Origin of the sequence: Variovorax boronicumulans (assembly GCF_029892485.1) — a bacterium.
Taxonomy (GTDB): Bacteria; Pseudomonadota; Gammaproteobacteria; order Burkholderiales; family Burkholderiaceae_C; genus Variovorax; species Variovorax boronicumulans_B.
The window spans coordinates 202,715-224,192 of record NZ_JARXVG010000009.1 but is presented as its reverse complement, the minus strand read 5'-3'; the positions used below and the strand labels follow the sequence as shown (position 1 = coordinate 224,192).

The window sequence follows — 21,478 nt, the reverse complement described above, 5'->3', positions numbered from 1 at the left end:
TCTTTCTTCCCCCAACGCCCCGATCCGAGGGGCGTTCGGCGCCATCGAAAAAGATGGCGCCATTTTTTTGCGCGTCGCTTAACCCCGCCGTCGATGCTGCGCCGTAGAAGCCTGCATCGATCCACTCCTGGCAAGGAAGAGCACCATGAAGCGCAGAGTTTTTTCCACCGTCCTGGCCCTGACCGCCCTCACCACTGGCCTGTCGGCTTGCGCCGAAAGCCCGGCCCGGCCTTTCGCCCCGCCCACCACCTCGAGCCGCATCGGCTCGCTCATGCAGATCGCCATCGTCGACCGCACGAGCGGCGCCGAGCTGCCGATCTACCGGCACCGCGGCGAATACTGGGTGGCCGGCCGCCCCGGCGCGCGCTATGCCATCCGGGCGCGCAATGCGATGGGCGAACGCCTCATGGCCGTGATGTCGGTGGACGGCGTCAACGTCGTCACCGGCGAAACCGCGGGCATTGGGCAGACCGGCTATGTGTTCGGCGCGCGCGAGTTCAGCGACATCACCGGCTGGCGCAAGAGCGATTCGCAGATCGCCGCCTTCGAGTTCGCTGCCGCCGGCAACTCCTATGCGAGCCGAACCGGCCGCCCGGACGACGTGGGCGTGATCGGTGTCGCGATGTTCCGCGAGAACATTCCGGCGCCGCCCCCGCCGTCGGTCGCGCCCTCCCCGTCTCGCGACGAGTACAGCAGCCGTGACGGCAAACTGCGCAGCGAGTCGTCTTCGATGGGCGATGCCCGGGCCAAGTCGGCGCCCGCCGAGGCTGCTGCTTCGGCCGAGGCCCCCGCCGGCAGCCTGGCACGCCGGCAGGCCCCGGCCCCGAGCCTGGGCACGGCCCACGGCCGGCGCGAAACCTCCTACGTCGGCAAGACGAACTTCGAGCGCGCCCAGTCGACGCCCGATGAAGTGGTCCGCATTCGCTACGACAGCCGCGAGAACCTCATCGCCGCGGGCGTGATCCCGGTGCCGCCCACGCCGCGCTGGCCGCGTCCGGCCGGCCCATCGCCATTCCCGGGCTCGGACCCCGGCTACGTGCCGGACCCGCCCGCTCGCTACTGAGCGAAAGGGTTCAGCGCAGCGACCGGCGCATCTCGACGTGCGGGATGCCGGCCTCTTCGAACGGCTCGCCGTGCACCGCATAGCCGAGCCGCGCATAGAACCGCTCGGCGCTGCGCTGCGCATTGAGCGCGACTTCGCGGTCCCCGCGCGCCCGGGCCGCTTCTTCCAGCGCCTGCATCACGGCCGCGCCATGCCCGCCGCTGCGCAGCGTGCGATGCACCGCCATGCGGCCGATGTGGGAGACACCATCTTCCGCATGCAGCAGCCGGCCGGTCGCAATGACCTGCCCGATGCGATTGCGGGCCACGGCGTGCAGCACCACGGCGTCGTGTTCATCCCACTCCAGCTCCTTGGGAATGTTCTGCTCCTCGATGAACACCGCGCGCCGCAGGGCGCTGGCGCCTTCGCCGAGCGCATCCCAGCCACCCGTCTCCACGGTGCGCATCGGCTCGCCGGCCTCGAAGCCCATGAGCACTTCGCGCAACGCCGCGGGCACCGGCTTCGAGGTCTGCGTGGCCGGGTCCGCGAACACATAGACCAGCTCGCAGCCGACCAGGTACTGGTCCTGCCGGAACAGCGCGCCCTCGAACACGATCGACGAATTGCCGATGCGCGCGCACTTCATGCCCACGTCGATCACGTCGTCCATGCGCGCCGAGGCGCGAAAGTCGATCGTCGCCTTGCGCACGTATAGGTCGCCGCCCAGCGCATGCATCGCCTCTTCGTACGGCAGCGCCATCGCACGCCAGTAGTCGGCGATGGCGGTGTCGAAGTACATCAGGTAGTGCGCGTTGAAGACGATCTTCTGCATGTCCACCTCGGCCCAGCGCACGCGCAGGCGGTGGAAAAAGCGGAAGTCTTCGCGCCGGTTTGCTGCCGTCTCTGTCATGGTGTCAATGCTTCCTTGAGTGCCCGGGCCGCGTCGTTCTGCGCCTGCAGCGCTTCGGGCAATGCCCGGCCCATCTTGATGAATTCGTGGATCACGCCGCGGTAGATCTCCAGGTCGACCTGCACGCCCGCGGCGCGCAGCTTGTCGGCGTAGGCGATGCCTTCGTCCACCACCGGGTCGCATTCGGCCAGGCCGATCCACGCGGGCGCCACGCCGTCGACGTCGTCGGCCAGCAGCGGCGCAAAGCGCCAGTCGTCGCGGTCGGCCGGCGTGCGGACGTACTGTGCGAAGAAGAAATCGATCATCGCCTTCGTCAGCAGCGGGCCGTGCTCGAAGCGCCGGTGCGAGGCCGTGTCCTGGTGCGCCGTCATGCCGGGATAGATCAGCATCTGCAGCGCGAGCGGCAGGCCCGCATCGCGCGCGAGGATGGCGCACACGGCAGCCAGCGTGCCGCCGGCGCTGTCGCCGCCCACCGCGAGGCGCGTGATGTCGATGCCGATGCGTCCGCCCTCATGCGCGAGGAACGCGAAGGCGTCCCATGCATCGTTCGATGCGGTCGGAAACTTGAACGCGGGCGCCAGCCGGTAGTCCACCGACACCACCGCGCAGCCGCTCTTGTGGCTCAGCACGCGGCACAGCGTGTCGTGCGTGCGGATGTTGCCCACCGTAAAGCCGCCGCCGTGAAAGTACATCAGCGCCGGCAGCACCGCCGTCGAGGGCGCATAGAGCCGTGCGGGAATCGCGTAGCCGTCGCGCGCGGGAATGCTGAAGTCCTCGATGCGCGCCAGCTCGGGCTTGGGCACTTCGAGCACGCCGGCACCTTTTTCGTAAGAGGCCTTGGCTTCGGCGGGCGAAAGCTGGTCGAGCGTCGGATGGCCGGCGCGCGCCATGCGCTCGACCACGCTGGCCATCTTCGCAGTCAGCGGGTGTGGGGGGAGGCTCATCGAAGGGTGGGTAGTCATGTGCCGAGTGCGACAGCGACAAGGGTTTTGTTCATTTGCAAGACTGCCCCCTGTTGTTAGATTCGGGTGGTCGGCAATCGTACTGCCCCACGCATTCAGGCACCCCACCCACGTCCCATGGCCCTCATCCAATACCTCACCCAGATCCAGTTCGAATTCGGCGCGATCAAGCTGCTGTCCAGCGAGTGCGCGCGCATCGGCATCCACCGTCCGCTGATCGTGACCGACGCGGGCGTGCGCGCGGCCGGCGTGCTGCAGAAGGCGCTCGATGCCATCGCAGACCTGGAGGTCTCGGTGTTCGACCAGACGCCTTCCAACCCCACGGAAGCCGCCGTGCGCGCGGCCGTCGAGCTCTACCGCAGCGGCCGCTGCGACGGCCTCATCGCCGTGGGCGGCGGCTCGGCCATCGACTGCGCCAAGGGCGTGGCCATCGCCGCCACGCACGAAGGCCCGCTCAAGACCTACGCCACCATCGAAGGCGGCTCGCCGAAGATCACCGACCGCGCGGTGCCGCTCATCGCGGTGCCCACCACCAGCGGCACCGGCAGCGAAGTGGCGCGCGGCGCGATCGTCATCGTCGACGACCACCGCAAGCTCGGCTTCCACAGCTGGTTCCTGATGCCCAAGGCCGCGATCTGCGACCCCGAGCTCACGCTGGGCCTGCCGCCCAAACTGACGGCCGCCACCGGCATGGATGCCATTGCGCACTGCATGGAAACCTTCATGTCGGCCGCATTCAATCCGCCGGCCGACGGCATCGGCCTGGACGGCCTGGAGCGCGCCTGGCTGCACATCGAGCGCGCCACCAAGGACGGCAGCGACCGCGAGGCACGCCTCAATCTCATGAGCGCATCGATGCAAGGCGCGATGGCCTTCCAGAAGGGCCTGGGCTGCGTGCATTCGCTCAGCCACAGCCTCGGCGGCGTCGATCCGCGCCTGCACCACGGCACGCTCAACGCCCTCTTCCTGCCCGCGGTGATCCACTTCAACGCGGGTGCCGAGTCGGTACAGAAGGAACAGCGCCTGCAGCGCATGGCGCAGGCCATGCACCTCGATTCGGCCGGCGATCTGGGCGATGCGATCCGCGACATGAATGCGCGCCTCGGCCTGCCCAAGGGCCTGGCTGAAGTGGGCGTCACGCCGGCGCTGTTCGAGAAGATCATCGACGGCGCGATGGCCGACCACTGCCACAAGACCAATCCGCGGCTGGCTTCGCGCGACGATTACAAGGCGATGCTCGAAGCGTCGATGTAGGGCCAGGGCCGTCGCAGGCTCTGCGCCTGATGTGCGACGGCTTCGATCAATTGCCGATGTCGAATTTCGAAATCGATGCGGCAGTTCCAACAACGGATCGCACGCCCTGAACGGTGTAGGTCTGCTCACTGGCGGAATCGGCGGGCTTGCGCATCGAGAACGACGCGAACAGTTTGTTTTTTGCCGAATAGCCGCCGAACCAGTCCACCAGCCGTCCGATGTAGCACTGCTGCCCGACGCGGACGGGAACGTCTCCCACGATCTCGTAGCTGTAGTGGCCGGGGCCGTAGCTGGTGTAGTTGCTGCGGTCGTCGTCGCTGGTGCCTTCGGGGACCGGACACAGCGGCTTGTCCACGGAGCCTGCATCGCGCGCCGCGCGGGTGTCGATCAGACCGAGTGCATGCGTCAGCGCCGCATGCAAGGCGTTGTCCAGCGTGGTCGAAGTCCGCTTCTCCTCGTTTTTCTGGACCTTGGGGATCGAGAGCCGATAGCGGTAGCGCACCGTCAGTATCGGGACGTCGCCGACGATCGTCAGCGGCCTCAGCAGATAGACGTTGTCCACGCCGTACTGACTATTCCGGTAAGCCGCATAGACGCGCCCGCGCAGGCGAATCCATTCGCCTTGCTGGTTGCTGCCGCGGCCGTTGGTCATGTAGAGGGTCGACGCGCCGCTGTCATCGGCCTGGCCCGCCGGGGCCGGCGCACCGACGCCCCCGAACTTCGCGCCCTTGCGGCGAAGCACGCTGATTTCGTTGAAGAGCCCGGTGCCACCCACGTAGGAGTCGATCACCAGGTCGCGTTGACCGTCGCCGTCGATGTCCATCAAGGTATAGGATCCGACGCCGTTTTCGCCGCCGCCTTCGATCCCCGACGCGCTTAGCGCGCGCCATTCGTCGGCTGTCACGCCCTTGGGCTGGATGGTGGGGAAATGCGCATCCTCGCCCGATCGGTTGTCATCGCGCGTGTTGGAGAACGAGGTCGTTCCCGTCTTGATGCTCAACGCGTCGATGACTTTCTCGAGCGGAAACTCCGCATCGGTCTTGCGCATCGCTTCCACGGCCTGGTGCAGCTCTTCGAGCGCCTCGCGGTCCACGTCGTCGGGCTTGTAGGCATTGACGTAGCGCAGCTGTGTTTGAAGCGCTGTCAGCCGTTCTTCATGCCGTGTTGCGATGCAGCCTGTGTCGGCGCCGCAGCGGTCGCGGGTCTTGAGCCAGTCCATCTGTGCGCGCCGCAGTGCACCGCGTTGCGCGGGCTGAGCGGAGGCCAGCCGGCCGTAGACGGTGGACAGCTGGACGTCGAGCTTGCGCAGGTTCTCGTCGGCGCAGATCGCTTTCTCGGTACGGGTGGCAGCACGGCTGCAATCGAGACCGGCCGCGAAGGCCGGTGCGGCGCAGGCACCCAGGGCCGCGGCGGCAACGAAGTACAGGCAGGGCCGCATGTTGTGTTCGAAGGCGGAGTTTTTCATCCGGGCAATGTAGGGTGTTTTGCCCGCACTTCAGGGGCGCCGCTATTCCGCCTTCACCCCCGCCGTGCGGATGACCTTCCCCCACTTGGCCGTCTCCGCCGTGATGAACGCATCGAATTCCTCCGGCGTGCTGCCCGCCGGAATCGTGCCCATCGCATCGAGCTTGGCGCGCGTCTCGTCGCTTCGGATGATCCGCGCCACCTCTTCCGACATGCGCCTGACGATGTCGCGCGGCGTGCCGGCCGGTGCGAGCATGCCGGCCCAGGTGCTGCCGGTGAAACCCGCGAAGCCCTGCTCGATGAAGGTCGGCACATCGGGCGTGGCCGGCAGGCGCTTGTCGCCCGCAACCCCGATCAACCGCACCTTGCCGGCCTTGGCCTGGTTGATGAGTCCGGTGGGCGCATCGAAGAACAGCTGAATCTGACCGCCCATCAGGTCCGTCAGCGCGGGCACGGCACCGCGGTACGGGATGTGGATCATGTAGGTCTGCGTGAGCGACTTCCACAGCTCCGTCGTCAGGTGCGCGGCCGAGCCGTTGCCCGAGGAGCCGAAGCTCACCTTGCCGGGGTTGGCGCGCGCGTAGTCGATGAGCTGGCGTGCGGTCTTGAATGGCGCATCGATGTTCACCGCGGCCAGCAAGGGCGAGACGCCCATCAGCGAAACGCCCGCCAGGTCCTTTTGCGGGTCGTAGGGCAGCTTGGGGTACAGCGTCGTGTTGGCCGCATACGCAGCGATGACGACGCCGAAGGTGCTGCCGTCGGGTGGCGCCTTGGCGATGGCGTCGACGCCGATCAGGCTGTTGGCGCCGGGCTTGTTGTCGATGAGCACGGGCTGGCCCAGCCGCGTCTGCAGGCCGATCTGCACGAGCCGCGCCATCTGGTCGGTGAAGCCGCCCGGCGTGTAGGGCACGACGATGCGGATCGGCTTGCTCGGCCACGCGGTCTGCGCGAAGGACGGAACGGCGAGGCTGCTCGCGGCGGCGGCGAGCGTGAATCGGCGGCGTGTCAGCGTGGAAGGCGGCATGAGGGCTTGTCTCTTTCTTTGTTGCTTCTGAATGGATCGGTCCATTCTCGAAGCACCACCTGCAACGCCCGTCAGGGTTTGCCCCGGCGGCAAACGCCCTCGCCCGCTCAGAGAGGCAGGACGTCGGGCGTGCGCCCGTTCACGAGCCAGCCTTCGAACTCGTCCGACAACCGCTGCGCCTCGCGCGTGGCCTTGCCCCAGGCCGTGACGCGGGCCTGCGGGTCGTTCTGGAAATGGATGAAGTCCTTGCGATCAGGCAGCTTGCCGTTGGGCAGCGACTTCACCCATTCCGGATCGGGTGCGAGCACCACCATGCGGTCCAGGAAACCCGTGGACCTGTGGCGCCAGCGCAGCCCCTTGTCGAGCCAGCCCGGCACCACCGCGCGCTGGAAGTGCGGGTACAGCACGATGCCTTCGTCGGCCTCGTCGTGGGCAGTCCGGTAGTCCAGGTGCAGGTGGTAATCGGTGATGCCGCCGTCCCAGTACGCACCGCGCGGCGCGCCCGGGATGTCGTGCACCGCGGCGAGCAGGAACGGGATCGAGCACGAGGCCTGCAGCACCAGGTTGAAGTTGGCTTCGCTCAGCGCGTGCTGGCGGGTGCGCAAGTCCTGCGTGCCGAAAGGCAGCGCCGCGCCGGGCGTGGAGAACACGCAGCGTTCCAGCCACGCGCCCAGGCTCTTGCGGTAGACGCTGTTGGACGCGAAAGCACCGAGGTAGCCGACGGGCGTGCGCGCCCTGCCCTCGCGCCCGAGGATGTGGCGCCCGCGCGAAGTCACCACATGCAGGCGGTAGCGCGAATGGTTCAGCACCTCGCCGATGCGCCCGCCGTAGAAGTCGACCAGGCTCTGGGCAAAGCGCTCGCTGAGCTGGCGCGGAGTCAGCCGCTTCTGCCCCGGCGGCACCTCGAACTGCTGGCGCACGTAGTCGTGCTCGAAGCGCTGGAAGGCGGCCCCGGGGTCGTGCAGGCAGGCCGTCGCGAGCCGCCAGGCGCCGATCGATGCGCCCACCAGATGCACCGGCTGGCTCGACTGCGTGAGCCAGCGGCCGAAGATGAAGCGATCGAGCGGCCCGAGGATCAGGCCCTTGGGACCGCCCGCCGCGCCGGGGATGGTGCGCACGTCCTCAGGACGCAGGCCGTTCTGCTGGATGTGCTTGCGGGCCGCGGGGCCGGCGTAGATGCGCAGGGCTTTCATGCCGGGTGGGTCAGCAAGAAACGTGCAGCGCGGTTTACTTGCGCAACCCCTGCAGTTTGGCGAACGCGCTGGCCATCTGCCCCGCGGGCTGCGGCGCGTTGTCGCGGCGCGGCTGCTGCTGATTGCCGCGCCCGGCGCCTTCAAAGCGGTTGTCGCGCGGCCCGTCGCGGCGCGCGGGCGCCGCATCCAGCTTCATCGACAGGCCGATGCGCTTGCGCGCCACGTCCACTTCCATCACCTTGACCTTGACGATGTCGCCGGTCTTCACGACCTCGCGCGCATCGTTCACGAACTTGTGGCTCAGCTGGCTCACGTGCACCAGGCCGTCCTGGTGCACGCCCAGGTCGACGAAGGCGCCGAACTGGGCGACGTTGCTCACGGTGCCTTCGAGGATCATTCCTTCGACCAGGTCCTTGATGTCGTCCACGCCATCGTTGAAGCGCGCCACCTTGAAGTCGGGACGCGGGTCGCGGCCGGGCTTCTCGAGTTCGCCCAGGATGTCCTTGACCGTGATGACGCCGAACTTCTCATTGGCGAAGAGTTCGGGCTTCAGGGTCTTGAGCATTTCGGCGCGGCCCATCAGCTCGGCGATCGGCTTGCCGGTCTTCACGATGATCTGCTCGACCAGCGGATAGGTTTCGGGGTGCACGCCAGTGATGTCCAGCGGGTCGGCGCCGCCGCGGATGCGCAGGAAACCCGCGCTCTGCTCGAAGGCCTTGGGGCCGAAGCCGGTGACGTCGAGCAACTGCTTGCGGGTGGAGAACGCGCCGTTCGATTCACGCCAGCGCACCACGGCCTTGGCCACGCTGCCCGAGAGGCCGGACACGCGGCTCAGGAGCGGCACGCTCGCGGTGTTGAGGTCCACGCCCACCGAGTTCACGCAGTCTTCGACCACGGCCTGCAGGGTGCGCGCGAGTTCGCTCTGGTTCACGTCGTGCTGGTACTGGCCCACGCCGATGCTCTTGGGATCGATCTTCACGAGTTCGGCCAGCGGGTCCTGCAGGCGGCGCGCGATGGAGGCGGCGCCGCGCAGGCTCACGTCCACGTCGGGCATTTCCTGCGAGGCGAATTCGCTGGCGGAATACACGGAGGCGCCGGCTTCGCTGACCACGACCTTGTCGACCGTCATCTCGGGTGCGCCGGCCTGCGCGGCCATCTTGGCCAGCAGCTTGATGAGGTCGGCGGCCAGCTTGTCGGTCTCGCGGCTGGCGGTGCCGTTGCCGATGGCGATGAGGTTCACGCCGTGCTTGGCGCACAGCTTGCCCAGCGTATGGAGCGAGCCTTCCCAGTCCTTGCGCGGTTCGTGCGGGAACACCGTGGCGGTCTCGACCAGCTTGCCGGTCGAATCGACCACGGCCACCTTCACGCCGGTGCGGATGCCGGGGTCCAGGCCCATCACGACGCGCGGGCCGGCGGGCGCGGCCAGCAGCAGGTCGCGCAGGTTGTCGGCGAACACCTTGATCGCGACCTTCTCGGCCTCTTCGCGGAGGCGCGTGAAGAGGTCGCGCTCGGTGGAGAGCGCGAGCTTCACGCGCCAGGTCCAGGCCACGCACTTGCGCAGAAGGTCGTCGGCGGGGCGGCCGGCATGGCTCCAGCCCAGGTGCAGCGCGATCTTGCCTTCGGCGATGCTGGGCTTGCCCGGCTCGGGCTCCACCGGCAGCACCAGCTTGGCATCGAGGATGTCGAGCGCGCGGCCGCGGAACACGGCCAGCGCGCGGTGCGAGGGCACGCGGCCGATGGGCTCGTCGTACTCGAAGTAGTCGCGGAACTTGGCGATGTCGGCGTTGTTCTCGTCCTTGCCGGCCATGAGGCTGGACTTGAGCAAGCCCTCGGCCCAGAGCCATTCGCGCAGGCGCTGCACCAGCACGGCGTCTTCGGCCCAGCGCTCCGAAAGGATGTCGCGCACACCGTCGAGCACGAGCGGCACGGTGGAGAAATCGGGGCCCGGCTTGCCGTCGTCCAGCGTGGTGGCGGGCTGCAGGAAGGCCTTCGCTTCGACGGCCGGGTCCAGCGTCGGGTCGGCCAGCAGCTTGTCGGCGAGCGGCTCGATGCCGAATTCGCGGGCGATCTGGCCCTTGGTGCGGCGCTTCTGCTTGAACGGCAGGTACAGGTCTTCCAGCTCCTGCTTGGTGGGCGCGAATTCGATCGCGGCGCGGAGCTGGGGGGTGAGCTTGCCCTGCTCATCGATGGCCTTGAGCACCGCCACGCGGCGGTCTTCGAGTTCGCGCAGGTAGGAAAGACGGGCTTCGAGTTCGCGCAGCTGGATGTCGTCGAGGCCGCCGGTCACTTCCTTGCGGTAACGGGCGATGAACGGAACCGTGGCGCCTTCGTCGAGCAGTTCGACGGCGGACTTCACCTGGTGCTCGCCGACCTTGATCTCAGTGGCGAGCTGGCGAATGATTTTCTGCATGTCTTGAGCGCATCCCTGGCAAAGCGCGGGAGTTTGCCATAGGCGCGGGCGGGTGCCGGCGGCCAGTGCCGCAGGCGTGTTACAGGCTGCTCTCGGTTTCGGGCGCGGAGGCGGCCAGCGCCTGGTCGGACAGCACGAGGCGGATGCACAGCCCGTGCGGCACCGCGTCCATGAGGGCCAGTTCGCCGTGCAGCGCATCGGCGCGCGCACGCATGCTGCGAAGCCCCTTGCCCATCTGCTCGAGCGGCATGCGGGCCGAGGCATCGAGGCCGTGGCCGTCGTCCTGCACTTCGAGGATGAGCCCGTGCGATCGCCCCAGCGGGCCGAAGCGGACCTCGACGCAGCTCGCATGGGAATGGCGCAGCGCGTTGGACAAGGCTTCCTGCGCGATACGGCAGACCTGCATCGCGGTTTCGGCGGAGATGGCATGCGAGAGCGGCACCTCGTGCACGTTCCACACGAGGTCGATGCCCAGCTGGTCGAAGGCTGGCCGCAGCCGGTAGCGCAGATGGGCCAGCCGCTCGGCGATGGTGGCCGAGGGCTCGTCGTCGAGCGAGTCCACGGTCATCTGCAGTTCCAGCAGGCAGGCCTGCAGCGCCATCGACAACTCGCTCGGCTCGGCCGATCGCGGGTCCTGGCTGGCCAGGAGCGCCATCAGCCGGGAGCCGACGCCGTCGTGCAGGTCGCTGGCAATGCGGCGCCGCTCGGCCAGCACCGCCTGCACCTGCCGGTAGCGCGCGGCGCGGCGGCGCGAGAGATACCAGATGCCGACGATCATGCCGAACACCGCCACGTTGACGCCCTGCAGCGCCCAGAAGGCCACCGGGATGTCACCGCCCTCCACAGTCAGCACCGTGGTGGCGCGCAGCACCTGCGCGGCCAGCGGCGTGAAATGCAGCGCGCAGGCCAGCGCGGTCCACAGCACCATCCGGCGTCGCGAGGCGCGGGGCCACAGCCAGGCGAGCAGCGCGGCCCATGCGGCGACGGAGAGCCACACGAACTGGTCTTCCAGGTAGTGCGGGAACGCGAGCACCGAGGACAGCATGAACGGACCGGCGCGTTGCACACCGTTGAAGCGGTGTCAGAGCAGCCCCCGGTGCGAGGCGAAGCTCACCGCCTGCGCGCGGGTGTGCGCATGCAGCTTGCGGTAGATGTTCTTCACATGGGCATTCACGGTCTGCGCGCTGATGGTGAGCTGCAATGCGATTTCTTCGGTCACATATCCCGTGGCTACAAGTCGCAACACTTCACGCTCCCGTGCGGAGAGCGCCGCCTTGGTCTCGGGCGGGCGCACCGGGCTCTGGTTGGTGCGCTGGTGGTCCAGGTGCACGAGCAGGCGGCGGGCCAGCCGCGGGGTGATGGCGGCGCCTCCGTTGACCACCTGCAGCACCGCCTGCGCATAGCTCTGGAACCATGCGTTCTTCACCAGGAAGCCCGAGGCGCCGAGCTCGAAGGCGTGCAGCACCTGGGGTTCGTCCTCGATCGCCGAGATGACGATGATCTCGGCGGCGCTGCGGTGTTTCTTGGCTTCCTCGATCAGCTCGAAACCGCTGCCGTCACCGAGTCGGATGTCGACCATGAGCACATCGAATTCATGCTGCATCAAGAGGCGCCGCCCTTCGCGCAGGCTGCCTGCCTGCCCTTCGAGCTGGATGCGCAGGTCGCCCAGCAACTCCTGGGCGATGACGCGTCTCACGAAGGGGTCGTCGTCCACCAGCACGACGCGCACCGGCTTGGTCTGTTGCCCCGTCAGGTAATCAGGCCAGGGAAGTGTGTCGGCAGAGGGCGCGAGCAGCCCGCCGAACTGGCCAGGGTTCGAAAAACCTCTGGCGCTGCCACCCATGTCGGTCAACGAAACGTCAAGTTCATTTTCCATTCCTATCCCCTAGTGACACAAACTACAAACTACCGCGAGTTCGTTAGCAAAAGTTAATTCATTTCTACTCAAATTTTCTTTGGTCGATTTTTTGATTACTTTGGTTTCGTCTTGTTGCAATCCCAGGCTAATGTGTACTAAAGAAGTAGATGTAGCAAGCGCCGTCATGCGGAAACAAGGCTTTCGGCAGGGTGCCGGAGAGGCGCTACCCCCTAGCTTTCGCCATAGCCTCACATTACCCATCACAGGGCATTTTTGGATTCTTCCTCGACGCTGAAACTGCATCCCGGTCGCAACGGAAACATCCAATCCGCGCTCGCTGACCGTTGGCTGATGGCCGGATTCCGCCGGCAATCGGATCGTTTCAACACTATCGAGGAAGCATCATCATGAAGAAGACTCTCATCACGGCAGCCGTGGTCCTGCTTGCAGGCGTGGCCTCGGCGACAAGCACCACCGCCCTTGCCGTCACCAGCACGAACACGGGTTCTTCCAGCGCGGCCGGGTCGGTGGCAGCGAGCTCCGGCACCGGCAGCGCACTGAGCTACAACGCAGCGACTTCCAGTTCCTCGGCCAACGCCGCAGCGGCAGGCGGCGCAATCAGCGTTCCGGGCCTGCGTGTCGGTGGTGCAACGGCCAGCGGCTCGGCAACGACCCAGGGCCGCGTGACCAGCGTCGCTGCGACGACCGGCAACGGCGTTGCGCTCGGCGGTGCCAACGCATCGGCCAACGCAGGTGCGAGCTCCAGCGCCAACTACGCTGCAGGCGGCCCGAACGCAGTCAGCGGCGCTGCAGGCGGCACCGCGAATTCCAGCACCAACAACACCGCAGCAACGGCAGCAGGTCCTGGCGGCGGTCTGGCCGTGGTGACGCGCACCTCGGGCACGACGTCGGGCTACAACGCCTCGTCGGGCGCGATCAACGGCTTCGTCAACGGCACGACCACATCGGCAACGGCAGGCTCGGCCGGCGGCTCCTTCGGCGTGACCAACTTCGCGATCGGCAATGCGGGCGGCATCAGCAACGGCGGCGGCACCGGCGGCACGGCTGGCGCTGGCGCAGTCGCATCGGCTCCCTGAACGGGGCATGCAACGGTTGCCGGACCCGCAAATGAGGAGGGGCACGCCCCCTCCTCCGCTTTCAAAGGAGTGAGAACATGAAAAAACTGATTGTCCTGACCTTGATGGGTTTGTCCGCGGGCGGCGCTTTTGCGCAGACGGCGGGCGGCGCCAACAACCAGTCATCGAGCTCGGCCACCACATCGGCGCAGGGCAACACCCAGGCCGTGAACTTCAACAGCAACACGCCGGCGGACACCACCACCCGCTCGACGCTGAACAGCAACCAGAACATCAACAACACCGGCGCCACGACCAACACCGTGGACTACCGGGGCAGCTACACGATCAAGAACGTGCCGTCGGTCAACGGACCCAACCTGACGACCAGCAACGACACCTGCATGGGCAGCACGAGCGCCAGTGCGAACGGTCCGGGCGTCGGCATCAGTTTCGGGACCACCTGGACGGACGAGCATTGCAAGCGCCTGAAGATGAGCCGCGAGCTCTGGAACAAGGGCATGAAGGCAGCCTCGCTCGCCATGGACTGCATGGATTCGGCGGCGATGGCAGCGCTGGAGATGACCGGCACGAAGTGCCCGCAATCCATGACCGCCGCGGAGCGCGTGAGTGCATTCGGGCCGTATGCGTCGCCGGCGAACGCCGCCGCGCAGGTGATCGGACAACCGGTTGCCGCGATGGCGCCGCCGGTGCAGGCGGTAGCGGTGGAGCAGGCGCAGCCGCAGCCCGCAGTGGCACTTGCACCGCCGATGGCATCGCTGCCCCCGCCTGCTGCCGTACCCGTGGCAGCACCCGCGCCGGCACCGCTGCCGTTGCCGCAGGCGCCCGTCGTCCAGGCGGCACCCGCGCCGCAACCGGTCGCCGCGGTGCAGCCCGCGCAGCAGGCGCAGGAAGAGCAGTACCAGGCCGCGGTGGCGATGCCGGTCGAGCTTGCCAGCGTCCCCGACAGCGAGCCCCTCGGCGAGATCGCGTCGGCACCGCAGGCTGCGGCCATTTCGCAATGACCGCGTGGAGCCCATGATGACCAAGACCGTATTCCTCTGGATCGCGGCTTGTTGCGTGGCCACCGCCTCCGCCGGCCCTGTCGTTCCCAACCTGCGCATCGAGCGGGTGACCTTCGGCAGCGGCCTGCAGAACGCCAGCGGCACCGACAACGCCGAGCCTGTCGGCGACCTGGGTGTCTGGCACGTGCCGCAGTACCTGCCCGGCTATCCGACGTCGGCGACCATCTGGCCGCGCGTCGTCGTGATCCAGTGCGGCAGCGACGTGTGCTCGGGCTACGAGGTCACGCCCGAACTGGGTCGCGGCGAGTACCTGTTCTTCCGGCCCGCCCGGAAGTAGCACGGCGCTGCCTGCGCTGCAGGCGGCAGCGCGGCCGGACCACCCGGCCGCGCGATGCCGTACCCTTTGCGCATGACATCCCGCATGCGCATTCCGCGCGCCGTGCGCTCCCTGCTCCGCGCAGTGGCCACGGCGCTCGTCGTTCCCTTCCTGCTCTTCGAGGAGTGGGGGTGGGAGCCGCTGGCGGCCCTGGTGGGGCGGCTGTCTCGTCTTCCCTTCTGGGCACGCCTGGAAGAACGCCTGCGCAGCCTGCCGCCCTGGGGGGCCCTGCTGGCTTTCTTCGTGCCGGTGCTGCTGCTGTTGCCGGTGAAGATGCTGGCGCTCTTTCTCTTCGCCCACGGCCATGCCGCGACAGGCGTGGCCGTGCTGCTGCTCGCCAAGCTGGCGGGCACGGCCATCGTGGCGCGGATCTTCCAGCTGGTCGAAGGCCCGCTGATGCGCATTCCCTTGTTCGCCCGCTGGTATCCGCGCTGGAAAGCCTGGAAGGACCAGGTGTTGAACCTCGTTCGCCAGAGCCGGCCGTGGCGGGTGGTGCGGGTGTTCAACCGTGGCATCCACCGTGGTTGGAAGCGTTTGCGGGAAGGCTGATCCATTCTTTTTACCCGGGTTATATTGTGTTTTCAATTTCACCCGGGTAATATGAGCGGCATGAACATGCCTCAAGAGACGCGGCGCGACCTCGTCAGGAAATACAAGGAAACGGTGCGCCCCGCCGGCGTCTTCGTCATCCGCAACACGCTCGACGGCCGCGTCTACGTGGCCGGCAGTCTGGACGTCGAGGGCGCGATGAACCGGGCCCGCTTCGAACTCGGCCTGCGCTCGCACCGCAACAAGGCGCTGTTGCACGACTGGATCGCCCACGGCGCCGGGCACTTCAGCTTCGAGGTGATCGACCGCGTCAAGGAACGCGACGACCCGGCCTTCGACCGCGCCGCCGAGCTCGGGAAGCTGCTCGAACTCTGGCGCGAAGAACTCCAGTGCAACGGCGACAAGGGCTACAACACGCCATGACCGCCGATGCTTTGGATTTCTGCCTCGCCATCAGCCGCGCCCATGCCAGCCTGAACCTGAAGCTCCAGGAAGACCTGGGCGCCTTCCATGGGCTGGACTACGAAGACTTCAGGCTGCTCCATCTGCTGCTGCATGCCGAAGGCGGCCGCATGGCGATGGCTGGGCTTTCGCACGGCCTGGGATTGCCGATGTCGGCGCTGCTTCGCAAAATGGTCCTGCTCGAGAAAACGGGACTGGCCGAACGCACGGCCGGCGCGGACGAAGACAGGCGCCGTCACGCAACCATCCGCCCCGGCGGCCGGAAACTGATGCAAGCTGCGGTCACGACGGTCGAGGCGATCTGCGCCGATGCGGTGGAATCGCTGGCGCCGGAAAGCCTGCCGCCCCTCCACGCCGCGCTCCTTGCGTTTTGCCTGGCCCGCACGCCGCACACTCACCGAACGTCCGAGCCGCTCAACGGGTAGATTACCCACCTCGTTTCGAACGGGACCGGAAGAAAGAACAAACGATTCGACATGGCATCCGATACGTCACCCATCAACCTCATTGTTTTCGCCGGCTTCAAGCGCATTGCCCAAGGCAGCACGGCCGACGTGCTCGCCCAACTGCGCGAGCGCAAGGACGACACGCCCTATCTCGTGTTCGACGAGCAGACCGGCGAGTCGCTGGACTTCGATGTGCACAACCGGGCCGGCGTCGTGCCGCACGTGGCCGCCACCGAGGCCCATGACGACGCGCCGCGCGGCGTGGGCCGGCCCAAGCTGGGCGTGGTCGCGCGCGAAGTCACCCTGCTGCCGCGCCATTGGGACTGGCTCAACCGCCAGCCCGGCGGCGCATCGGTTGCGCTCAGGCGGCTGGTGCAGGAAGCCAGCCGCGTGAACGCCGACCGCGACGCCGTGCGTGCTTCGCGCGAAGCCACCTACCGCTTCATGACCGCGATCGCCGGCGCCCTGCCCGGCTTCGAGGAAGCCACGCGCGCGCTGTTCGCCGGCGAGCGCAACCGCTTCGAGGGCCTCATCGACGCCTGGCCCGCGGACCTGCGCACCCATCTTCAAAAACTGTCAGCCGCCGGCTGGAGCACCCCCGCATGAGAGCAACCCCAGAGAGCCCCACGACCAGCCAGGGCGGCCCGAGCGGCATGAAGGGCGTGCCCGTGGCACCCGTGGGCGCGGCGCGTCCGCTGTGGAAGGTCTTTCTCTTCTTCCTCGCGCCGATGCTGCTGAGCAACATCCTGCAGTCGCTCTCGGGCACGCTCAACAACGTCTACGTGGGGCAGATGCTCGGCGTGGGCGCATTGGCGGCGGTGTCCAGCTTCTTTCCGGTGATGTTCTTCTTCATTGCCTTCATCATCGGCCTGGGCGCCGGCGCCTCGGTGCTGATCGGCCAGGCCTGGGGCGCCCGCGATGCCGCCAAGGCCAAGGCCGTGGCCGGCACCACGCTCACCGTCGGCGTGCTGATGGGCCTGGTGATCGCGGTGTTCGGCGGCGCCTTCACCACGCCGATGCTGGCCGCGCTGGGCACGCCGCCCGACGTGCTGGCCGACTCCACGCGCTACGCCCGCATCATGCTGATCGCGATGCCCGGCGTGTTCGTGTTCCTGCTGGCCACCGCCATGCTGCGCGGCGTGGGCGACACCGTCACGCCGCTGCTCACGCTGGTGATCTCCACGTTGATCGGCCTGGTGGTCACGCCCGCGCTCATCCGCGGCTGGGGCGGCTTGCCGCAGCTGGGCGTGGCGAGCGGCGCATGGGCCTCGGTGCTGTCGTTCGCGGTGGCGACCACCTGGCTGGGCTTTCGCCTGCGCCAGCGCAAGAGCCCGCTGGCGCCCGATGCCGAGTTCTTCCGCTACCTGCGCATCCAGCCGCAGCTCCTGAAGGCGGTGCTGCGCATCGGCGTGCCCACGGGCGTGCAGATGATCGTGGTGGCGCTGGCCGAGGTGGTGCTGCTGTCGATGGTCAACAGCTACGGCTCCAACGCCACGGCGGCCTACGGAGCGGTGAACCAGGTGGTCGCGTATGTGCAGTTCCCGGCGATCTCCATTGCCATCACCGCGTCGATCCTCGGCGCGCAGGCCATCGGCGCGGGCCGCGCCGACCGGCTCGGCGCCATCGCGAAAACGGCGCTGATGATGAACCTCCTGCTGACTGGCGGCCTCGTGCTGCTGGGCTACCTGTTCTCGCGGCCGCTCATGGGCTTCTTCATCACCAGCGCACCGGTGATCGAGATCGCGCAGACGCTGCTGCACATCATGCTGTGGAGCCTGGTGATCTTCGGCATGGCCGCGGCCATCTCGGGGATCATGCGCGCCAGCGGCTCGGTCCTGGTGCCCACGCTGATCTCCATCGTCTGCATCCTGGGTGTGGAAGTGCCGGTGGCCTGGGTCATGAGCCACCGCATCGGGCTCGACGGGATCTGGATCGCCTACCCCGTGACCTTCGGCGCGATGCTGCTGCTGCAGACTGCGTACTACCAGCTGGTGTGGCGTAGGAAGTCCATCCACAAGCTGGTGTGAACGGCGCCGAACCAGGCGAGGGTCAGCGGCCCTCGTAGGCCTTCTGCACGGTGGCCAGGTCGAGCTTGGTCATCTCCATCATGGCGCGCATCGCACGGCCGGCCTTCTCGGGGTCCTTGTCCTGGAACATGCGGACCATGGCCGTGGGCGCGACCTGCCAGGAGACGCCGAAGCGGTCGGTGAGCCAGCCGCATTTCGACGGCTGGCCGCCGCCTTCGAGCAGCTTGTCCCAGTAGTAATCGACCTCGGCCTGCGTCTCGCAGCTCACCGACATCGAGATGGCCGGCGTGAACTTGTAGTCGGGGCCGCCGTTGAGCACCATGAATTCCTGCCCGTCGAGTTGGAAGGTCGCCGTCAGCAGGCTGCCGTCCTTCGGGCCCGGGCCGTTGGCCGGCCAGTGCAGCCGGTCGAGCACGCGGGAGTTCGGGAAGATGCCGGTGTAGAAGCTCAGCACCTCTTCTCCGTCGCCGTCGAACCAGAGGCACGGGGTAATTCTTTGCATGAAGCGTTTCCTTGAACCGGGGAGTTCAGTATCAATCCTGAATAAACCGTGTCAAGCCGAGTTCTCGGAGGGGTAGGCATTCCGCCTGCCGCCCGGGGGGATCGGCGCCGGCTACCCTCGTCGCCATGAAGCGCGTCGACTGGAAGATCAGCCGAAAGCCTTCTGCCAGCGGAAAGCATCCGGCGCATTGACTGCGCCCTTGGGCACCCGCCCCCGGAAGATCTCGCCCAGCTGCGCGACCGTCTCCATCGCCTGGTGCTCCACGGCCGGCGGCGTGAGACCGCCGATGTGCGGCGTGGCGATCACGCGCGGATGCGCGGCCACGTGCGGCGACGGCATCTGGTCGGACGCGCGGCCCACATCGAGCGCACAGCCGGCGATGGTGCCGGCGTCTAGCGCGGCGAGGAGCGCGTCCTCGTCCACGAGGTTGCCGCGCGAGGCATTGATGAAGAAGGCATGCGGCTGCATCGCGGCAAAGGCGGCGGCGTTCATCAGGTTCTCGTTCGCTTCATGGGCCGGTGCCAGGCAGGCGACGAAGTCCGACTGCGCCAGCAGCGCATCGAGGCCGACCTGCGCCAACTCCGCGCGCCCGGTCGAGGCATACGGGTCGTGCACCACGATGCGCATCCCCAGCGCCAGCGCCACGTCGCACAGATAGCGGCCGATCTGCCCGTAGCCGATCACCCCCAGCGTGCTGCCGCGCAGCTCGCGGCCCATCGCCGGCACTGCCGGTCGGCCCGCCTGGTACAGCGCCGTCGATACGCTGATGTGCCGCGCCAGGTCGATCATCGCGCCCACGATCCACTCCGACACCGCCGCGACGAACCCCGCGCTCGCCTGCGTCACCAGCACGCCGTGCCGGCTGGCCGCGGCCACGTCGATGTTGCGGATGTCGATGGCGCAACGCACGAACGCCTTCAGATCGGGCAGGCCGGCGAATAGCGCTTCGTCGCCCGCCGTCTGCCGGTAGGACACGATCGCATCGCAGCCCTGCGCCAGCGCGGCCAGTTCAACAGAAGAGAGTTCGTTGTCCGTCGGGTTGAAGCGCACCTGCGCAATGGCCCGCAGCGCGGCCGTGGCGCGATCGCCGAAATAGTGGGCGAGCCTGCTCTGCGGATGGCTGACGAAAACCGTGGTCATGAAGCGCGCGGCGGCACCACCGAATCGCGCGCCACCAGCGTGGGCGCAAAGACAGACTCCTGCGTCGGCAACGACGGATCTGCCAGCCGGCTCATCACCCGCTCGACCATCACCTGCGCCATCTCGGGCACCGGCACGCGCACCGAGGTCAACGCGGGGTGCATGAGCGTGGAGAGAAACACGTTGTCGATCCCGACGACCGACACGTCCTCCGGCACCGAAAGCCCCGCGTCGCGAAACCCCGCCATCAGTCCGAAGGCCAGCAGGTCGTTCACGCCGATCACGCCCGTGGGACGATCGGTCGCTTTCGCGAGCAGGCGGGCCTGCATGCGGCCCAGCTCGCTCATCATCGAATCGCCGTACTCGTCCAGCGGCAGGCTCTCGATGACCTGCGCGCTGCCTTCCAGGCCCGCGCTCTTCGCTGCGGCCAGAAAACCCCTGATCTTCTCGTTCCGGCTCATCGTGCGGCCGGAGGGCGTGACGAAAGCCAGCCGCCGGTGGCCCTGTTCGACCAGATGCGAGGTGGCGATGCGCACAGACTCGAAGTTGTCGACCGTCACATGGTCGATGACGGAGGGCACCCCCGGCGTGGCGCGCCGGTCGTAGCTCACCGCCACCAGCCCACGCCGGGCGGCGGCTTCCACGTGCTGCTCATCGACCATCGACGAGATGATGATCACGCCGCGAACGCCGTGCGCCATCAGGTCTTCGAAGAAGTGCCGTTCCTTCTCCGCATCGCGGTAGGTGTTGCCGATCATGATGCGAAACCCGTAGCGCCCCTGTGCCGCCGCCTCGACCTCGCGCGCGATGAAGCCGTACATCGGATTGGCCATCGACGGCACCAGTAGGCCCAGCAAGGGCGTGTGGCCCGTCTTGAGCTGCCGCGCGGAGGTGTTGGGCCGGTACTTGAGGTCCCGGATCGCAGCTTCGACGCGGGCCAGCGTCTCGGCGGCCATGCGTTCGCTGCGTCCGTTCAGCACGTTCGACACGGTGCTGGTCGACACCCCGGCCTTCCGGGCCACATCGGTGATTCTGCTCACGGAATCCTTCCTGTTTTCATCGTCACAACCCCTGCGCATCGGCATCCGGGCGGGGAACGCCGGCACGAGCTCCGGGACCGCGAGGGTAAACGAACAAAATGGCCGGGCGCTTCGACATCGGCCGGACCCGGTCTTTCGCCCGGGTGCAGGATGCCCGCAAAGGCAGAATGGAAAACCCAACGGACGGATGCCCAATGACCTTATCGACACCCGAAGCCGCACGCAACTACGCCATCGCAATGCACGGCGACCAGAAGTACGGCCCGCATCCCTACGTGCATCACCTGGACGCGGTGGTCGCCCTGCTCCAGCCCTATGGAGAAAAGGCGCGGGTCGTCGGCTACCTGCACGACGTGGTGGAAGACACCGATGCCACGGTGCCGGACGTGCAGGCGCGCTTCGGCGACCTCGTGGCCCGTTGCGTGTCGCTGTTGACCGATGCGCCGGGCGCCAACCGCAAGGAGCGCAAGGCCAGGACCTATGCGGCGATGGCCCTGGTGACGGGCGATGAAGAACTCGCGCTCGTGGTCAAGGCGGCGGACCGGCTTGCCAATGTGCGGGCCTGCGTGGCCGATGGGCATCGGCAGCTTTGGGACACCTATCGCGGGGAGCACCCGACCTTCAGGGCGGCTGCCTTCCGGGCGGGGCAATGCGATCCGCTGTGGGCGGAGCTCGATCTGCTTTTGTCGGACTGGCCGGCGCCGTAATTCGGGGCGCG

The 21,478-nt window shown here is 67.6% G+C and carries 22 protein-coding genes; 11 read left to right on the top strand and 11 right to left on the bottom strand.

Annotation, left to right across the window (positions count from 1 at the left end):
• Positions 1 to 145 precede the first annotated feature (145 nt).
• Positions 146 to 1,063, top strand: coding sequence for a hypothetical protein (locus M2282_RS21290; RefSeq protein WP_280810757.1), 918 nt, complete (start codon positions 146 to 148; stop codon positions 1,061 to 1,063).
• A gap of 10 nt (positions 1,064 to 1,073) precedes the next feature.
• Here M2282_RS21290 and M2282_RS21285 read toward each other — a convergent pair whose 3' ends face one another.
• Both M2282_RS21285 and M2282_RS21280 read right to left on the bottom strand, forming a co-directional pair.
• Positions 1,074 to 1,952: a YbgC/FadM family acyl-CoA thioesterase gene (locus M2282_RS21285; protein WP_280810756.1), complete on the bottom strand. Its 879-nt coding sequence runs from the start codon at positions 1,950 to 1,952 to the stop codon at positions 1,074 to 1,076.
• The gene (locus M2282_RS21280) at positions 1,949 to 2,896 is read right to left on the bottom strand and encodes an alpha/beta hydrolase (protein WP_280810755.1); all 948 of its coding nucleotides are present in this window, start codon (positions 2,894 to 2,896) and stop codon (positions 1,949 to 1,951) included. The genes M2282_RS21285 and M2282_RS21280 overlap by 4 nt, the downstream gene beginning before the upstream one ends.
• Before the next feature lie 135 nt (positions 2,897 to 3,031).
• Here M2282_RS21280 and M2282_RS21275 point away from each other — a divergent pair, with 135 nt between their 5' ends.
• The gene (locus M2282_RS21275; RefSeq protein WP_280810754.1) at positions 3,032 to 4,168 is read left to right on the top strand and encodes an iron-containing alcohol dehydrogenase; all 1,137 of its coding nucleotides are present in this window, start codon (positions 3,032 to 3,034) and stop codon (positions 4,166 to 4,168) included.
• Positions 4,169 to 4,214: 46 nt separating this feature from the next.
• Here M2282_RS21275 and M2282_RS21270 read toward each other — a convergent pair whose 3' ends face one another.
• The 6 genes from M2282_RS21270 to M2282_RS21245 form a co-directional block, all read right to left on the bottom strand.
• Positions 4,215 to 5,606 (bottom strand): lysozyme inhibitor LprI family protein, encoded by a 1,392-nt coding sequence (locus tag M2282_RS21270; RefSeq protein WP_280810753.1) that lies wholly within the window; start codon positions 5,604 to 5,606, stop codon positions 4,215 to 4,217.
• Positions 5,607 to 5,675: 69 nt separating this feature from the next.
• A complete protein-coding gene (locus tag M2282_RS21265; RefSeq protein ID WP_280810752.1) occupies positions 5,676 to 6,656 on the bottom strand; it encodes a tripartite tricarboxylate transporter substrate binding protein in 981 nt (326 codons plus the stop codon).
• Positions 6,657 to 6,763: 107 nt separating this feature from the next.
• Positions 6,764 to 7,849 carry a patatin-like phospholipase family protein gene (locus M2282_RS21260; RefSeq protein WP_280810751.1) on the bottom strand — a complete coding sequence of 362 codons (1,086 nt, stop codon included), beginning with the start codon at positions 7,847 to 7,849 and terminating at the stop codon, positions 6,764 to 6,766.
• Positions 7,850 to 7,883: 34 nt separating this feature from the next.
• Positions 7,884 to 10,259 carry a Tex family protein gene (locus M2282_RS21255; protein WP_280810750.1) on the bottom strand — a complete coding sequence of 792 codons (2,376 nt, stop codon included), beginning with the start codon at positions 10,257 to 10,259 and terminating at the stop codon, positions 7,884 to 7,886.
• A gap of 79 nt (positions 10,260 to 10,338) precedes the next feature.
• Positions 10,339 to 11,325 (bottom strand): sensor histidine kinase, encoded by a 987-nt coding sequence (locus tag M2282_RS21250; RefSeq protein ID WP_280810749.1) that lies wholly within the window; start codon positions 11,323 to 11,325, stop codon positions 10,339 to 10,341.
• Between the two features lie 15 nt (positions 11,326 to 11,340).
• Positions 11,341 to 12,135, bottom strand: a complete 795-nt coding sequence (locus M2282_RS21245) for a response regulator transcription factor (protein WP_280810748.1) — start codon at positions 12,133 to 12,135, stop codon at positions 11,341 to 11,343.
• 389 nt (positions 12,136 to 12,524) lie between these two features.
• Here M2282_RS21245 and M2282_RS21240 point away from each other — a divergent pair, with 389 nt between their 5' ends.
• From M2282_RS21240 to M2282_RS21205, 8 genes are all read left to right on the top strand, one after another.
• Positions 12,525 to 13,214, top strand: coding sequence for a hypothetical protein (locus M2282_RS21240; protein WP_280810747.1), 690 nt, complete (start codon positions 12,525 to 12,527; stop codon positions 13,212 to 13,214).
• Positions 13,215 to 13,291: 77 nt separating this feature from the next.
• A complete protein-coding gene (locus M2282_RS21235; protein ID WP_280810746.1) occupies positions 13,292 to 14,218 on the top strand; it encodes a hypothetical protein in 927 nt (308 codons plus the stop codon).
• Between the two features lie 16 nt (positions 14,219 to 14,234).
• The gene (locus M2282_RS21230) at positions 14,235 to 14,555 is read left to right on the top strand and encodes a hypothetical protein (protein ID WP_280810745.1); all 321 of its coding nucleotides are present in this window, start codon (positions 14,235 to 14,237) and stop codon (positions 14,553 to 14,555) included.
• A 72-nt stretch (positions 14,556 to 14,627) separates the two neighbouring features.
• Positions 14,628 to 15,143, top strand: coding sequence for a hypothetical protein (locus M2282_RS21225; protein WP_280810744.1), 516 nt, complete (start codon positions 14,628 to 14,630; stop codon positions 15,141 to 15,143).
• Between the two features lie 60 nt (positions 15,144 to 15,203).
• Positions 15,204 to 15,566 carry a GIY-YIG nuclease family protein gene (locus M2282_RS21220; RefSeq protein WP_280810743.1) on the top strand — a complete coding sequence of 121 codons (363 nt, stop codon included), beginning with the start codon at positions 15,204 to 15,206 and terminating at the stop codon, positions 15,564 to 15,566.
• Positions 15,563 to 16,030, top strand: a complete 468-nt coding sequence (locus M2282_RS21215) for an AsnC family transcriptional regulator (protein WP_280810742.1) — start codon at positions 15,563 to 15,565, stop codon at positions 16,028 to 16,030. Before M2282_RS21220 ends, M2282_RS21215 begins: the two co-directional genes overlap by 4 nt.
• Positions 16,031 to 16,081: 51 nt before the next feature.
• Positions 16,082 to 16,657: a DUF2239 family protein gene (locus M2282_RS21210; RefSeq protein ID WP_280810741.1), complete on the top strand. Its 576-nt coding sequence runs from the start codon at positions 16,082 to 16,084 to the stop codon at positions 16,655 to 16,657.
• Complete coding sequence (locus tag M2282_RS21205) at positions 16,654 to 18,078, top strand: MATE family efflux transporter (protein WP_280810740.1); 1,425 nt, start codon at positions 16,654 to 16,656, stop codon at positions 18,076 to 18,078. The genes M2282_RS21210 and M2282_RS21205 overlap by 4 nt, the downstream gene beginning before the upstream one ends.
• Before the next feature lie 22 nt (positions 18,079 to 18,100).
• Here M2282_RS21205 and M2282_RS21200 read toward each other — a convergent pair whose 3' ends face one another.
• The 3 genes from M2282_RS21200 to M2282_RS21190 form a co-directional block, all read right to left on the bottom strand.
• Positions 18,101 to 18,580, bottom strand: coding sequence for a VOC family protein (locus tag M2282_RS21200; protein WP_280810739.1), 480 nt, complete (start codon positions 18,578 to 18,580; stop codon positions 18,101 to 18,103).
• A gap of 147 nt (positions 18,581 to 18,727) precedes the next feature.
• A complete protein-coding gene (locus tag M2282_RS21195) occupies positions 18,728 to 19,720 on the bottom strand; it encodes an NAD(P)-dependent oxidoreductase (RefSeq protein ID WP_280810738.1) in 993 nt (330 codons plus the stop codon).
• Entirely contained in the window at positions 19,717 to 20,760 is a 1,044-nt protein-coding gene (locus M2282_RS21190; RefSeq protein ID WP_280810737.1) for a LacI family DNA-binding transcriptional regulator, read from the bottom strand. The genes M2282_RS21195 and M2282_RS21190 overlap by 4 nt, the downstream gene beginning before the upstream one ends.
• A gap of 194 nt (positions 20,761 to 20,954) precedes the next feature.
• Here M2282_RS21190 and M2282_RS21185 point away from each other — a divergent pair, with 194 nt between their 5' ends.
• A complete protein-coding gene (locus M2282_RS21185) occupies positions 20,955 to 21,467 on the top strand; it encodes an HD domain-containing protein (RefSeq protein WP_280810736.1) in 513 nt (170 codons plus the stop codon).
• The last annotated feature ends 11 nt before the right edge of the window (positions 21,468 to 21,478 follow it).